Annotated in this window: 14 protein-coding genes and 1 other RNA gene; 7 read left to right on the top strand and 8 right to left on the bottom strand. The window is 70.9% G+C overall.

Annotation, left to right across the window (positions count from 1 at the left end):
* Positions 1-13 precede the first annotated feature (13 nt).
* From alr to VHW64_RS06910, 4 genes are read left to right on the top strand one after another with little or no spacing between them, the layout of a single operon-like run.
* Positions 14-1183, top strand: coding sequence for an alanine racemase (gene alr, locus VHW64_RS06925; protein WP_329649790.1), 1170 nt, complete (start codon positions 14-16; stop codon positions 1181-1183).
* Positions 1180-2172, top strand: coding sequence for a D-alanine--D-alanine ligase (locus tag VHW64_RS06920; protein WP_329649789.1), 993 nt, complete (start codon positions 1180-1182; stop codon positions 2170-2172). Before alr ends, VHW64_RS06920 begins: the two co-directional genes overlap by 4 nt.
* Positions 2132-3415, top strand: coding sequence for a sensor histidine kinase (locus VHW64_RS06915; protein WP_329649788.1), 1284 nt, complete (start codon positions 2132-2134; stop codon positions 3413-3415). Before VHW64_RS06920 ends, VHW64_RS06915 begins: the two co-directional genes overlap by 41 nt.
* A complete protein-coding gene (locus tag VHW64_RS06910) occupies positions 3412-4095 on the top strand; it encodes a response regulator transcription factor (RefSeq protein ID WP_329649787.1) in 684 nt (227 codons plus the stop codon). Before VHW64_RS06915 ends, VHW64_RS06910 begins: the two co-directional genes overlap by 4 nt.
* Positions 4096-4328: 233 nt before the next feature.
* Here the strand turns inward: VHW64_RS06910 and VHW64_RS06905 are convergent, their stop codons facing one another.
* Entirely contained in the window at positions 4329-4658 is a 330-nt protein-coding gene (locus VHW64_RS06905) for an Lsr2 family protein (RefSeq protein ID WP_329649786.1), read from the bottom strand.
* A 211-nt stretch (positions 4659-4869) separates the two neighbouring features.
* Between VHW64_RS06905 and VHW64_RS06900 the strand changes: the two genes are divergently transcribed.
* A complete protein-coding gene (locus VHW64_RS06900; RefSeq protein ID WP_329649785.1) occupies positions 4870-6207 on the top strand; it encodes a helix-turn-helix domain-containing protein in 1338 nt (445 codons plus the stop codon).
* A gap of 365 nt (positions 6208-6572) precedes the next feature.
* Here VHW64_RS06900 and ssrA read toward each other — a convergent pair.
* The 6 genes from ssrA to ftsE form a co-directional block, all read right to left on the bottom strand.
* Positions 6573-6942, bottom strand: a transfer-messenger RNA (tmRNA) gene (gene ssrA, locus VHW64_RS06895).
* Between the two features lie 31 nt (positions 6943-6973).
* Positions 6974-7873 carry an amidohydrolase family protein gene (locus tag VHW64_RS06890; protein ID WP_329649784.1) on the bottom strand — a complete coding sequence of 300 codons (900 nt, stop codon included), beginning with the start codon at positions 7871-7873 and terminating at the stop codon, positions 6974-6976.
* A gap of 4 nt (positions 7874-7877) precedes the next feature.
* Positions 7878-8357 carry an SsrA-binding protein SmpB gene (smpB, locus tag VHW64_RS06885; protein WP_329649783.1) on the bottom strand — a complete coding sequence of 160 codons (480 nt, stop codon included), beginning with the start codon at positions 8355-8357 and terminating at the stop codon, positions 7878-7880.
* Between the two features lie 38 nt (positions 8358-8395).
* Positions 8396-9682 carry a peptidoglycan DD-metalloendopeptidase family protein gene (locus tag VHW64_RS06880; protein ID WP_329649782.1) on the bottom strand — a complete coding sequence of 429 codons (1287 nt, stop codon included), beginning with the start codon at positions 9680-9682 and terminating at the stop codon, positions 8396-8398.
* A 56-nt stretch (positions 9683-9738) separates the two neighbouring features.
* Positions 9739-10647, bottom strand: coding sequence for a permease-like cell division protein FtsX (gene ftsX, locus VHW64_RS06875; protein WP_329649781.1), 909 nt, complete (start codon positions 10645-10647; stop codon positions 9739-9741).
* A 31-nt stretch (positions 10648-10678) separates the two neighbouring features.
* On the bottom strand, positions 10679-11368 hold the full coding sequence (gene ftsE, locus VHW64_RS06870) for a cell division ATP-binding protein FtsE (RefSeq protein ID WP_329649780.1): 690 nt from the start codon (positions 11366-11368) through the stop codon (positions 10679-10681).
* A 120-nt stretch (positions 11369-11488) separates the two neighbouring features.
* On the opposite strand from ftsE, the gene VHW64_RS06865 reads away from it, so the two are divergent.
* Positions 11489-11992: a SigE family RNA polymerase sigma factor gene (locus VHW64_RS06865; protein WP_329649779.1), complete on the top strand. Its 504-nt coding sequence runs from the start codon at positions 11489-11491 to the stop codon at positions 11990-11992.
* A complete protein-coding gene (locus VHW64_RS06860) occupies positions 11985-13211 on the top strand; it encodes a hypothetical protein (protein WP_329649778.1) in 1227 nt (408 codons plus the stop codon). Before VHW64_RS06865 ends, VHW64_RS06860 begins: the two co-directional genes overlap by 8 nt.
* Here the strand turns inward: VHW64_RS06860 and prfB are convergent.
* Positions 13208-14323, bottom strand: coding sequence for a peptide chain release factor 2 (prfB, locus tag VHW64_RS06855; RefSeq protein ID WP_329649777.1), 1116 nt, complete (start codon positions 14321-14323; stop codon positions 13208-13210). The genes VHW64_RS06860 and prfB overlap by 4 nt on opposite strands.
* Positions 14324-14328 lie beyond the last annotated feature (5 nt).

The raw sequence follows: 14328 nt of genomic DNA, 5'->3' as shown, positions 1-14328 counted from the left end.
CACCGTGGGTGACATGACGATCCTGCTCTGCGACCCGCGCGTGGCCTCGCGACCGGCCTCACGACCGGCCCGAGCCCAGCAGCCGCCGTCCGGCGGCACCGGCGCCGGGCCGCGGCTCGGCGTCGACCTCGACGCGGTCGCGGCCAACGTCGAGCTGCTCGCCCGCCGGGCGACCGGCGAGCTGATGGCGGTGGTCAAGGCCGACGGCTTCGGCCACGGCGCCTCCTCCGTCGCCCGGACCGCGCTGGCCCACGGTGCCAGCCGGCTGGGCGTCGCCACCCTCGCCGAGGCGCTCGCCCTTCGCGCCGACGGGATCGCCGCGCCGGTGCTGAGCTGGCTCAACCCCCTCGACGCCGACTTCGCCGCGGCCCGCAGCCACCTCATCGAACTCGCCGTACCCTCGCGCTCACATCTGGACGCCATCGCCTCGACCGCTCCCGGTGCCGCCGTCCACCTGCACCTCGACACCGGTCTGGCCCGCGACGGCGCACCGGTCTCGGAGTGGGCTGGCCTGTGCCGGGCGGCCCGCCGCGCCGAGCGGCTGGGGCTGGTGCGCGTGACCGGGCTGATGGGTCACCTGGCGTGCGCCGACGTGCCCGGCGACCCGGCGAACGCGATCGGACGCGCGCGCTTCGGCTGGGGCGTCATGACGGCACGAGCGGCAGGTCTGCGGCCCACGCATCGACACCTCGCCGCCACGGCGGCCACCCTGACCGACCCCCTCAGTCACCACACGATGTGCCGGGTCGGCGCCGGACTGGTCGGCATCGACCCCTCGGGCAGCACCCACCTCCACCCCGCGCTGACCCTGACGGCACCGCTGGTGAGCGTGAGCAGGGTCCTGGCCGGAACCCCGGTCGGCTACGGCCACACCTGGTCGGCCCCCTCGGCCACCGCTCTCGGCCTGCTGCCGCTGGGATACGCCGACGGCCTGCCCCGGGCCGCATCGGGGCGGGCCGAGGTGCTCGTGGGCGGCCGGCGGCGACCGCTGGTCGGCGCGATCTCCATGGACATGGCGGTGGTCGACCTGGGACCGGCCGGTCCGGACAGCCCGGTGGCCGGCGACGACGTCGTCGTCTTCGGCCCCGGACGCGCGGGTGAGCCCACCACGGCCGAGTGGGCGGGCTGGGCTGACACCATCGAGCACGAGATCGTGACGCGCCTGGGCGCGAGGACCCGATGAGCACCAGGACGCGAGTAGCCGTGGTCGGGGGCGGAGCGAACAGCGAGCACGAGATCTCCCTGGCCTCGGCGGCCGGCGTCGCCGCCGCCCTCGACGTCGGGCGCTACGACGTCGTGCGGCTCACCATCGACCCGGACGGCGACTGGTGCGACGAGGACCACGAGCGCCTCGCCCTCCCGAGTGCGGTGCGGACGCTCCAGGCCTGCGACGTGGTGATCCCGGTCCTGCACGGACCACACGGGGAGGACGGCACGCTGGCGGCGCTCTGCGACCTGGCCGGGGTGCCCTACGTGGGCTCCGGGCTGGGCGCGGGTGCCCTGGCGATGGACAAGTGGGCCACCAAGCTGGTGGCCCGGAGCCTGGGCATCGCGGTGGCACCCGAGGTCCTGCTCACCCCCGCGACCGTGCCGGCGTACACCTTCAGCCATCCGGTGGTGGTCAAGCCGGTGACCGCGGGCTCCAGCCACGGCGTCACCCTGGTCCGCGGGGCCGCGGAGCTCCCCGCCGCCCTGGTGGCCGCCCTCGCCCTGGACCCGCGCGTCCTGGTCGAGGACGTCGTGCTCGGCCGCGAGATCGACCTGGCCGTGCTCGGCCGTCCGGACGGGGCGCGTGTGGTCGCCCCGGCGCTGGAGATCGTGGCGGACGGGGTCTTCGACACCGAGTCCAAGTACGGCGGCGGGGCCGACTTCCGGGTCCCCGCGTTGCTGACCGACGACGAGCACGAGGCCCTGGTCGGCGCGGCGAAGACGATGTACGACGCGCTCGGCTGCGCCGGCGTCGCGCGCATCGACTTCTTCCTGACCGACGGCGGACCCGTCCTCAACGAGGTCAACACCATGCCGGGTCTCACCGAGGAGTCCCAGGTGCCCAAGATGTTCGCCGCGGCGGGCGTCTCCTACCCCGAGCTGGTGGACATGCTGGTGCGCGACGCTGTCGTAGGTTTCCGCCATGGCGTCCAGGCATCCCGTCGCGTCGTCGCGCGCCGATGAGCCGCCGCCGGTGACCGATCGGCTACGGGAGTGGGCCCCGGACATCCTGGTCGGCCTGGTGGTGCTGGGCATGGGCGTCCTCGAGCTCTGGGAGCGGGCGCCGGTCTCCCGGGACTCCACGACCCGGTGGGTGCCGGTGGTCGTGGCCTTCGCGGTCGCCTGCGGACTGTGCCGGCGGGCTCCGCTGGCGGCACTCGGCCTGGTGTGGGTCACCTGCGCGCTCCAGGTGGTGACGGGTCTGCCGATGATCACGGTCGAGCTCTCGGTGACGATCGTGGCGTTCGGCTGCGCTCGCTGGGGCCGCCCGGAGACGGTGGCGATGAGCGGCCTCTCCATCCCGGTCGGCGGCGCGGTCGGGCTCGCCGTCGCCCACCACGCGTCGTACGGCGCCTTCGCGGACCTGTGGGCCTTCGGGGCGCTGCTGAACAGCGCCCGCCGGATCAGCCCCACGCTGGTCGTCGGCGCGACCGTGCTGGGGCTGCTCGTGCTGGTCGTCCCCTGGCTCGCGGGGCTCGTGCTCCGGGCGACGGCCCAGACCGCCCGCGCGCAGCGCGAGACGGAGCAGGCCCAGGAGATCGCCCGACTGCGCGAGGAGCAGGGGCAGCTCGCCCGCGACGTGCACGACGTGGTCGGCCACTCGCTGGCGGTGATCCTGGCGCAGGCCGAGTCCGGCCAGTTCCTTCCCGACGACGACCCGCGGGCGCTGAAGGCGACCATGGCGAGGATCGCGAGCACAGCCCGGTCGTCGCTCCAGGACGTGCGCCAGGTACTGGCGAGCCCGGCAGCGCCCGGGCCGGCCCGGACCGGTGCCTTCGAGCAGCTCCTCGAGGGCGTCCGGGCAAGCGGCCACGAGGTCAGGGCCAGCGAGGTCGGCAGCGCTCAGCCCCTCCCGCCCGAGCTGGACGTCGCGGCCCACCGGGTGATCCAGGAGATGCTGACCAACGCGATCCGGCACGGGCGGCGCGACCGCCTCGTGACCGTCGAGCGACGCTGGCCCCGCGACGCCTCGGACCGGGAGCTGAGGATCCGGGTGAGCAACGCCGAGGCACACCGGGCCGCCGACCGGGCCGCCGATACCGAGGAGACCGAGCCGATGCATCCTGCCGGACCGCCGGGGCAAGGGATCGAGGGCATGCGTCGCCGGCTGGAGGCGGTCGGCGGCCGGCTCGACGTACGACGCGCTGACGAGGGTGGCGAGCCGACGTTCACCGCCACGGCCTGGGTACCCGTGAGCGGCCGATGACCGGACCCGAGGTCGGCAGGCCGGACATCGCGGTGCTCCTGGTCGACGACCAGGACCTGTTCCGCGAGGGCGTCAAGGTGATCCTCGACGCCCAGGAGGGGATGAAGGTCGTCGGGATGGCCGGTGACGGGATCGAGGCGGTCCGGCTGGTCGACGAGCTCGAGCCCGACGTCGTGCTCATGGACGTCCGGATGCCGGAGATGGACGGCGTCGAGGCAACCCGCCAGATCTTCTCCGCCGACCGCGTGGCACGGCGGCCAAGGCCTGTGCGGGTCGTCGTGCTCACGACGTTCAACCTCGACGACCAGGCGGCGACGGCGATCAGGTACGGCGCCAGCGGGTTCCTGCTCAAGGACACCACGCCGACCCGGCTGCGAGACGCGATCCGCACGGTCCACACCGGGAACGCCGTGCTGGCACCGAGCGATCTGGCAGCGCTCCTGGAGACGCAGTTCCGTCCGGCGACTCCCGCGCCGGCAGCGTACCTGGCGCTGACCGAGAAGGAGCGCGAGGTCTTCCATGCGGTCTCGCGCGGCATGTCCAACACCGAGATCGCGGGGGCGGTCTATGCCAGCGAGTCCACGGTGAAGACGCATGTGGGCTCGATCCTGCGCAAGCTCGGCCTGCGCGACCGCGTCCAGATCGTCGTGTTCGCCCACGAGCACGGCCCGCTGGGCTGACGAGTCGCCGGCCATCGTGGGTGCGAGCCGGCGTTACTGCGCGACCTCATCTCACCGACGACTCGTCACGTGAGGGACACACCCTTAACAGTCTTCAAAGGCCCCATCCGACCGGATCGAGGTTCTCTGTCAAGGTTCGTCAAATACCTGACTCCACGGCGACGCCACTGCATACTTCATCGTGCCGGGGGGCTGGCCCGTCGTGCGCCTCACCGAGGTCACGACGGGTTCCCTCAACGGGCGTCGAACGCCTGGCGGACCTCGCCGGGAATGCGACCCCGGTCGGGCACCTGGTAGCCGTTCGACCGGGCCCAGTCCCGCACCTCGCGAGCCGCCGGCCCCGACTGGGTCCGCTGCCCGCGGGTCCCGGTCCGGCGACCGATGCGGGTGCCCGCCGCGACATACTCGGCAAGCGCCGCCCGGAGCTTGTCGGCATTCTTGTCGGTCAGGTCGATCTCGTATTCGACTCCCTCGAGGCCAAAGGCGATCGTTCCCCCTTTGCCTTCCTTGATGGTCTCGCCGCTGATGTCGTCGGTCAGAATGATGTGGGTTCGCTTCGCCATGTGGTTATGAATAGCAGGACGGGAAGTCGCCGAGAACCACATCCGTAGAGACAATTCCGTCAAGCCATTGACAGTTCGATGCCCGTTGCCAAAGCATTCGCCGATGAGAGTTTCCGGCTGAATGGGACGTCGGCGGGGTGCCCCACCCGCCGAGGATGGGGCGCCGCCCGTGACCGGGATGCCACACTACTTCTCGAGGTGAGGGAGAAGGATGGACGACGAGACCGGTGAGCGCATCAAGCAGGCGCGCGTCGCCCGAGGCATCTCGCAGGCGGAGCTCGCCGCCTCGGTGGGGATGTCCAACAGCTATCTGTCCCATATCGAGGCGGGCCGGCGCCCGGTCAAGGATCCGATCCGGCTCCAGATCGCGGCGGCTCTCGGCATGGATCCCCAGCAGCTCGTCGACGGCGTCCCGGCTGACCGCAAGGAGGAGCTGCGGCTCAGGCTGAGCTTCGCCGAGATGGCACTGCGCAACGGCGGCTGGGAGCTGGCGCAGACCAGCTTCCAGGAGGCGTTGGAGAGCGCCCGCACGATGCCGCTCGAGCGCTTCGTCGACGAGGCGCACTGGGGGCTGGCCCGATCGCTGGAGGCGACCGGCCGCCTCGAGGAGGCGATCGCGGCCTACGAGGAGCTGCTCTCGAAGCCGGCCCTGAGCGGCGCCGTGTCCGGGACCTCGGTGCGGGTGGCACTCGTCCGCGCCTACCGAGAGTGCGGCGACCTCGGCAGGGCCGTCGACGTCGGCGAGCGCGGCCTGACCGAGCTCGAGTCGGCACCCGCCGACGAGCTCGGTCCCCACGTCGAGCTGATCTCCACGCTGGCGGGCTGCTACGTCGAGCGGGGGGACCTCACCCGGGCCGCCCTGTTGAGCCGGCAGGCGCTGGACCTGGCCGACCAGGCGAGCTCGATGCAGGCTCGCGCCGCGGCGGCCTGGGAGGCCGCGGCGGTCGCCCAGTCCCGCCACGAGGTCGCAGCCGCCCGTCGTCACGCGGATCGCGCGCTGGCCCTGTACGAGGAGCTCGACAGCCAGCGCGCCGTGGCCATGCTCCGCGTCGTCAGCGCCGCGCTGTTCCTGCGGCAGGACCGGCCCGACCCGGCCAAGGCCCTCCCGCTGCTGGAGCAGGCCTTCGGCGACCTGTCCGACGCCGGCAACGACGTCGATCTCGCCTACGTGCGTACCGAGCAGGCACGCGCCCTGTTGCTCTCCGGCCGCACCGAGGAGGCAGCCGAGACCATCGGGGTGGCGCTCGAGGCCCTCTCGGAGGGCGACAAGCTCCAGCGCGGTCGCATGCTGCTGCTGCGAGGGCACGTCGCCCGCGCAGCCGGCCAGGCCGACGACGCCCTGTCGTCGTTCCAGGACGCCGCGAGCCACCTGCGCCAGGCTGGCGCAGTGCGTCAGGCGGCGACCGCCTGGCGCGAGCTGGGCGAGGCGTACGCCGAGCTGGGCCGACCGGACGACGCGATCGATGCGATGCGTCAGTCCAGTGATCTGCTCGGAGTCAGGCTCGCGCCCCACTCCCTAGCAGCAGTGGGGAACGCCGTCCGCAAGTGACGCGGTCGACACCGTCGGTGTCGAGACGACCAGCACGCTGAGCGCGAGCGCGAGGGCAGCGATGGCACGCTTCATCTGTCAACTCCATGTCAAGTAGTTGACAGGGAGTCGAACGGCTACCTCATGCCACTGTCAAGGAATGACAAGGTGTTGACACCAGGTTGTGTATCCAGACGGCGATGCGCTCGGAACAGGGAGTTGCGGCTCCGACGATGGCGAGCAGCACCTGACCCTCTCCTGCATCTGGGTTACCGCAGACGGTGTCGGCGGCACGCAGGCTCTTCGCGGGGGCGGTACGCGGGTTCCCGACCTCTACGCACGAACCTCCCGCCCGGAAGCCCAGGCGGGAGGTCGGAATGCGCTGCTTGTGGAGCTGGCGGGAATCGAACCCGCGTCCTCGAGCGTCGTGCCAGGTCTTCTCCGGGTGCAGTCAGTGATGTCGCTTTCTCGGCCCCGGTGCTCGCATCTGACACGTCACCGACAGGCCCAGCCGGGATAAAGTCCCGGCCACCCCTCCCGACGTGAGTGGCCAGCAAGCCTTCTAGATGAGGCCTGGGTCCGGGTCGAAGGCAGTCACCCGGTCAGACCCTTCGGTCACCGCTCAGGCGGCGAGTGCGAAGTTACTGCGCGTGTTGTTGGCAGTTATGGTTTTCCGACGAACGTTTACGAGATGACGTCGGCTTCTCGACCCGCTTCCCCTGGGACCAACGTCCCAAGTCGAAACCGATCAGCCCCTCTTGAGTTGTGTTGCCCCGAGTCTACGGGCTCAACGCTCCACGGACGACTCCGATTCCACAGCCGGCTGCGCGAACAGCCGTGCTCCGTTGTGCCAGCAGACGTCGCGCAGCCAGTCGTCGCCGAGGTCGAGGCGGGCCAGGCCGCTCAGCTGCTCGGCGTAGGCGTAGGGGATGTTGGGGAAGTCCGAGCCCAGGAGGACCTTCGGCCGGAGGTCGAGCAGGCGCGGGGCCAGCGCTCCCGGGAACGCGCCACCGAGGTCGTCGAAGAACGGCGTGAACACCATCGTCGTGTCGAGCCGGACCTGCTCGTAGGTCTCGGCCAGCGTCAGGAACTCCGCGAACTCCGGCGCGCCGAGGTGCGCGACCACCAGGCCCAGACGCGGGCAGCGGCGCAGCAGCTCGGCGACCGGGCCGGGCCCGGTGTACGGCGTGGCGACCGGACCGGATCCGGCGTGGACGACGACCGGCGTGCCGGCATCCTGGAGCAGACCCCAGACCTCGTCCAGCAGGGGGTCGAGCACGTCGATCGACCCGACCTGCACGTGCACCTTGAAGATCTCGGCCCCCGCCTCGAGCCGATGAGCGACGTACGCCGCGGCACCGGGCTCGGGGTAGAACGTCGCGCTGCGCAGGCAGCCCGGCGTCCGGTCCGCGAACCCGAAGGACCAGTCGTTGAGGAACTCCGCCATCCCCGGCTTGTGCGCGTAGGGCAGTGAGGAGAACCGGCTGACCCCCAGACCCCGCAGGGTCTCGACGAGCTCGTCGTCGTCGGCCCGGTAGTGCAGCGGCCACGGACGGCCGATCAGGGGCCCCGCGGTGTCGAACTGATGCCGCACCTTCGCCATCACCCGCGGCGGCAGGAAGTGCGTGTGCACGTCGAAGAGCCCCGGGATCCCGAGGTCGGCAGCGAAGGCGACGGCGTCTAGCAAGGCATCAGTCGGGCAGGCCCTTCAACCGGCGTCCGACGGCTTGCTCCTTCTCGCGGTTGGCCTGCCGCTCGGCGAGCGCGTGTCGCTTGTCGTAGCTCTTCTTGCCGCGAGCCAGCCCGATCTCGACCTTCGCCCGGCCGTCCTTGAAGTAGAGCGCGAGCGGGACCAGGGTGTAGCCCTTGTCGCTGACCTTGCGCTCGATCTTGTCGATCTCGGACCGGTTGAGCAGCAGCTTGCGCCGGCGCCGGGCCGCGTGGTTGGTCCAGGTGCCCTGGGTGTACTCCGGGATGTGGACGCCGTGCAGCCACACCTCGTGGCCGTCGACCTCGGCGAAGCCGTCGACGAGCGTGGCCCGGCCCTGACGCAGCGACTTGACCTCGGTGCCCATCAGGACGAGGCCGGCCTCCCACGTGTCCTCCACGTGGTAGTCGTGCCGCGCCTTGCGGTTGGACGCGATCGGCTTGCGTCCCTGCTCCCTGGCCATCGGACCATTCTGTCAGGCGGATGGGTCAGGCGGATCGGTCAGCCCAGGCCCAGCCAGGGCGCCGGGTTGACCGCGACGCCGTTGACCATCACGGTCATGTGGGTGTGACAGCCGGTGGACCAGCCCGTCGTCCCGATCAGCCCCACGACCTGGCCGCGGGTCACGCGTTGGCCGACGTGCGTGCGGTAGGCCGACAGGTGGTTGTAGATGACGGTGATGTTCTTGCCGTTGACGAGCCCGAGGTTGAGGTAGATGCGGTTGCCCCAGACCGAGGAGTAGTACTCCGACATCACCGTGGCGTTGCCCGCCGCCCAGATCGGTGTCCCGCAGGCGGCGCCGAAGTCGTCGCCGTCGTGGAGACCCCAGTAGTGCATGACGGGGTTCTCGCGGTAGCCGTACGGCGAGGTGATGGGCCCGTTCACCGGCCGCATGAGCAGGCCGTGGGTCGCGCCGCTGTAGCCGCCACCGTGGCGCTGCTCGCGGGCGATCTGGGCCATCAGCAGCTGGTGCACGCGGGCCTCGCGCCGCTTGGAGCGGGCGAGGACGGCCCGGTCGTGGGCTCGGGCATGGCGGGCGAGGGCGAGCGCCGCCTTGCGGGCCTTGACCGTCTGCTCGACACGCTGCTCGGCATCGAGCGCCTGCTGCTGGTAGTCGCGCTTCTGCGCGAGGTTCGCGGCTGCTTGCGCCTTGGCGGCCGCGACCTGGTCGCGCACCTTCGCCAGGTTGGCGGTCTGCACCCTGAGCAGCACCTGCGAGGCCTGGTATCCGGAGAGGGCCTGGTCTTGTGAGTCGAGGACCAGGCTGTTGTTGTTCTGCTTGTCGCTCAGCTGGGCCGTGGTGGTCGTGCCGAGCAGCGAGACGAGACCGACCAGCTGCGGGTCGCCCTGCTCGTAGAACGACGTCACGGTGTCGACGAGGTGCGCATGCTGCCGTGCGGCCTCGCGCTCGGTGCTGGAGAGGTCGGCCTCGGTCTGCGCGAGCCGCGCCTCGGCGCGGTCGAGCTGCCGGCGGATCTTGGTCAGCCGGTCGCGCGCGGCCTTGACGTGTCTGCGAGCCACCCGCAGGTCGTGCCGAGCAGCATGGAGGTCTGCCTTGGAGCTGGTCAGGGCGGCGTAGGCGTGCCGGGTCTGCTTGCTCGACTCGTCGAGATCCGCCTGCGCGCCGGAGACGGAGTGGTGCGCCTGCGCCTGCTGATGGCGCAGGTGCTTGACGTCTGCCCACGCGCGCGGATGGGTGAGCGGGACGGACACGACGCCGGCGGCCAGGGCCGCTGCCGTGACGGCGACGACCAGACGCTGACGTGCGGTGACGGGGAAGAGTCGCACCGGTGAGCCTTCGCGGTTCGGGGAAGTAGGCCGGCAACGACGCTAACCGACGCCGCTCACACTTTGAGGTATTTGCGGGTCAGCACGAGTGTCGGGATCAGGGTCAGCACCGGACCGAGGATCGCGATCCAGGTCAGCGCCCACAGGTAGTCGTGCGAGTCGACCCAGGTGATGAAGGTCAGGTCTTTGCTCAGCTGCTTCCTGACCACCAGCTCCATGAAGCCCCATAACGCCCCCGCCGCCAGCGCCACGCCGACGACGGCGGTGACCAGTGCCTCCAGGAGGAACGGCAGGGCGATGTAGAGCGTCGAGGCGCCGACCAGGCGCATGATCCCGATCTCACGTCGCCGGGCGAACGCCGCCAGCCGGATCGTGTTGGCCACCAGGAGCAGGGCCGCGATGACCAGCACGATGGCCGTCCCCCAGCCGCCCCACTTGAGCCGCGAGATCGTGTTGTAGATCGGGCCGAGGAGCTTGTGGACGTCCTGCACCCGCGAGACCCCGTCGAGGCCGACCACGGCACTCTCCACGTCGCGGAACTGGTTGGGGTCCTTGAGCGTGATCCGGATGGACTCCGGCATGTCCGCCGCCGTGATCGGCGAGCTGGGCCCGTCGTACTTGCCGGGGAACTGCTGCTGGAGGGTGGTGAAGGCCTGCTGCTGGGAGATGAACTCGGTGCTGTCGACCTGGGAGTTGGAGTCGATCACCTGCTGGATCGCCTGCTTCTGGGCGCCGGTCGCCTGGCTGGTGCAGGCGGGGTTCCCGTCGTGGCGGCTGCACAGGTACACCGTGACCGTCAGCTGGCTGCCCCACTGCTCGGAGACCTTCTTGGCCTCCTGGTTGAGCAGGACGCCCATCCCCACCAGGGTGAGCGAGACGAACAGGGTCAGGATCACCGCGACGTGCATCGACAGGTTGCGGCGCAGCCCGATGCCCATCTCGGTGAAGACGTAGCGAAGCGGCATGAGGAATCTCTCCGGGGTCGGGGCGAGCTGGTCAGTTCTGGAAGCCGTAGACGCCCTGCGACTGGTCGCGGATGACGCTTCCGTCGGACAGCTCGATGACACGCTTGCGCATCTGGTCGACGACGCCCGCGTCGTGGGTCGCCATCACCACGGTGGTGCCGGTGCGGTTGATCCGGTCCAGGAGCTTCATGATGCCCACGGACGTGGTCGGGTCGAGGTTTCCGGTCGGCTCGTCGGCGATCAGGATCATCGGCCGGTTGACGAACGCCCGGGCGATCGCGACGCGCTGCTGCTCGCCGCCGGAGAGCTCGTCGGGCATCCGGTCGCCCTTGCCGTCCAGGCCGACCAGGTCGAGGGTGTCGGGAACGGTCTTGCGGATCTCGCTGCGCGACTTGCCGATGACCTGGAGCGCGAACGCGACGTTCTCCGAGACGGTCTTGTTGGGCAGCAGCCGGAAGTCCTGGAAGACCGTGCCGATCTGGCGACGAAGCCGCGGCACCTTCCAGCCGGCGAGGCGGTTGATCTCCTTGCCGGCGACGTAGACGCGCCCCTTGGTGCTCCGGGTCTCGCGCAACACGAGGCGCAGCGCGGTGGACTTGCCGGAGCCGGAGGTGCCGACCAGGAAGACGAACTCGCCCTTCTCGATGTCGATCGAGACGTTGTCGAGAGCCGGGTGGCTCCCACCGGGGTAGGTCTTGGTCACCTTTTCGAAGCGAATCACTGAAGGGAGGTTAGCCGAGTCCGGCAACGGTCCCGACATTCGCGGTCTCGGGCGTGTGGTCGGATGCAACCGGTTGCCGCCACGAGGCGTGTGTGCTGCAACGACTCGGACGGAGCACCAGTGACAGCGAGCGAGCAGGACTTCGCGGCGTTCTACGACGCCACGTGGCGCCGGACCGTGGCCTGCGCCTATGCCGTGACCGGCGAGGTCGGTGCCGCCGAGGAGGCCGCCCAGGAGGCGTACACGAGGGCCTGGCCGCGGTGGTCGAAGCTCTCGACGTACGACGACCCGGGAGCCTGGGTGCGCCAGGTCGCGACCCGCCAGGCGATCAGCGGCTGGCGTCGGAGGCGGACGGCGAGGGCGTTCCTCGTCCGATCCCGACCACCCGAGTCGCAGCCACCCCCCGACGAGACCACCGTCGCGTTGGTCACCGCCCTGCGCCAGCTACCCGAGGCCCAGCGGCGCGCCCTGGTCCTCCACCACCTCGCCGGCTTCAGCGTCGCCGACATCGCCAAGGCCGAGCGCTGTCCCGAGGGCACGGTGAAGGCGCGACTCTCGCGCGGCCGCGCCGCGCTCGTACCGCTCCTCGGCGGCACCCAGAACGGAGAGCCCAGCCATGCCTGACCTCGACACCTTCGACCTCGACGCCGCCTTCCGCGGCCTGGAGCACGACATCGCCGGCATCACCAGCCCTCAGGGGGCGTCTGGTGCCGTGGTCGCCGCGCGACGCCGGCGTCGTACCCGGATCGGCGCGGTCGTGGCAGCGGCCGTCGTCGTGGCCGGTGCCCTCACTCTCGGGCCTGGTCTGGGTCACGACCGTGCCGTCGGTCCCAGTGACCGACGGCCGGCCCCGCTCGACGGGGCCAGCCTGACTGCGGCAACCCGGGGTTGGACACCGCCGTGGACCGCGGACTCCCGGCATGCGCACCAGCAGGTCGCGTTCTGGTTCGGCGGCGACTGCACGGCCGGCATCACCGGCGGCCGCGCGGCGTTCGCCTTCCTGGGCAATGCTCACGGGGACACGGCGTTCGCCGAGCTCGGCGACTTCGGCGGTGCCGCCGGTCCGGAGCAGCAGGCCTGGCACCAGCTCACGGGTCAGGTCGCCGACTGCTCCCAGGCCACCCTCCTCGGCTCATTCGTCGGTGGCTCGGGCAGCGAGAGCGAGGTGTTCGGCATCGCCGCCTCCGGATCGGAGACCGCGCCGGAGTATCTGTGGCTCGCCACCACGGGACGTGCCGTCGGCGAGCTGAAGATCTTCGGTCAGGCCGGCGCCCTCCCGTCCGCGAACGGCTCGCTCGTGGCCGACGCCCTCCTTGCCGCCCTCGCGGACCCGGCGAGCTACCCGTCGCCGGCCAGGACCGCTCCCGTGGGCGACATCGGGACGCTGGACACCATCTCGGACAGAGCCTTCACCGCAGCGACCTCGGGCTGGCGCTCCGGATGGCGCGAGGGCGACGAGGTCCACAACAAGGGAGTTCCGCTGCCGTGCGGAGACCGGTGGCGGGCCGGGAGCACGACCGCGCAGGAGGCGGCGCTCGGCGCCAACGGCTACCAGGCGGTCGTGGCGTTCGCCTCGACCGAGACCGCCCAGGCGGCCATCAACGGGTTGACCCGCCAGCTCGGGTCCTGCGTCTCGGGGGCGTCGTCACTGAGCTCGGTCGTGCTGCCGGACGGCACGACCCTGATGGTGGCGACGAGGGCGAGGGCGCGCCGCACCCTCGACGTGTGGTACCTCCAGCGCCAAGGTCTGGTCAGCTACCTCGTCGCGCCGGGCGGCACCCTGCCGCCCCAACGCGTCTCGCTGGAGATCGGCAGGCTGATGGACGCAGCCTTGAGCCCTTAGCCCGCCGCGGACTCCGCGGAGCGGCGCCAGCGGATGCCGGCCTCCAGGAAGCCGTCGATGTCGCCGTCGAAGACGGCCTGGGGGTTGCCCACCTCGAACTCCGTGCGCAGGTCCTTGACCATCTGGTACGGGTTCAGCACGTAGCTGCGCATCTGGTCGCCCCAGCTGGCCGCGACGTCGCCGCGCAGCGCGTCGAGCTCGGCCCGCTCCTCTGCCTTCTTCAGGGCCAGCAGCTTGGCCTTGAGGATGACCATCGCGCTGGCCTTGTTCTGAAGCTGGGACTTCTCGTTCTGGCAGGACACGACGGTGCCGGTCGGGAGGTGGGTCAGCCGGACCGCGGAGTCGGTCGTGTTGACGCTCTGCCCGCCGGGGCCGCTGGAGCGGTAGACGTCGACCCGGATCTCATCTTCGGGGATCTCGATCTCGTCGGTCTGCTCGAGCACCGGCACGACCTCGACCGCCGCGAACGACGTCTGCCGCCGGCCCTGGTTGTCGAAGGGGCTGATCCGGACGAGGCGATGCGTGCCCGCCTCGACGCTCAGCGTGCCGTAGGCGTACGGCGCGTGGATCGCGAAGGTGGCCGACTTGATGCCGGCCTCCTCGGCGAAGGAGGTGTCGAAGATCTCGACGGAGTACTTGTTGCGCTCGGCCCAGCGGGTGTACATCCGCATCAGCATCTCGGCGAAGTCGGCGGCGTCGACACCCCCGGCACCAGAGCGGATCGTGAGCAGCGCCTCGCGCTCGTCGTACTCACCGGAGAGCAGTGTGCGCACCTCCAGTGCCTCGACGGCACCGTGGATGCGGCCCAGCTCGGTCTCCGCCTCGGCCAGCGTGGCGGCGTCGCCCTCCTCCTGGGAGAGCTCCACCATGATCTCGACGTCGTCGATCCGGCCGTCGAGCTCGGTGAACCTGTCGAGCTGTCCCTGGAGGGCCGAGAGCCGGCCGGTGACCCGGGTCGCGTTGTCCTGGTCGTCCCACAGGTCCGGCGCTGCGACCTGCTCGCCCAGATCGGCGATCTCGGCGCGCATGCCGTCGAGGTCGAGGACCTGGCCGATGGTCCGCATCGTCGCGCGGAGCTGCTTGATCTCCACGTCGAAGTCGATGCCGGCCACGAGGA

The sequence above is a fragment of the Nocardioides sp. genome, assembly GCF_036267815.1.
Classification (GTDB): domain Bacteria; phylum Actinomycetota; class Actinomycetes; order Propionibacteriales; family Nocardioidaceae; genus Nocardioides.
This window is presented reverse-complemented; position numbering and strand designations above follow the sequence as displayed.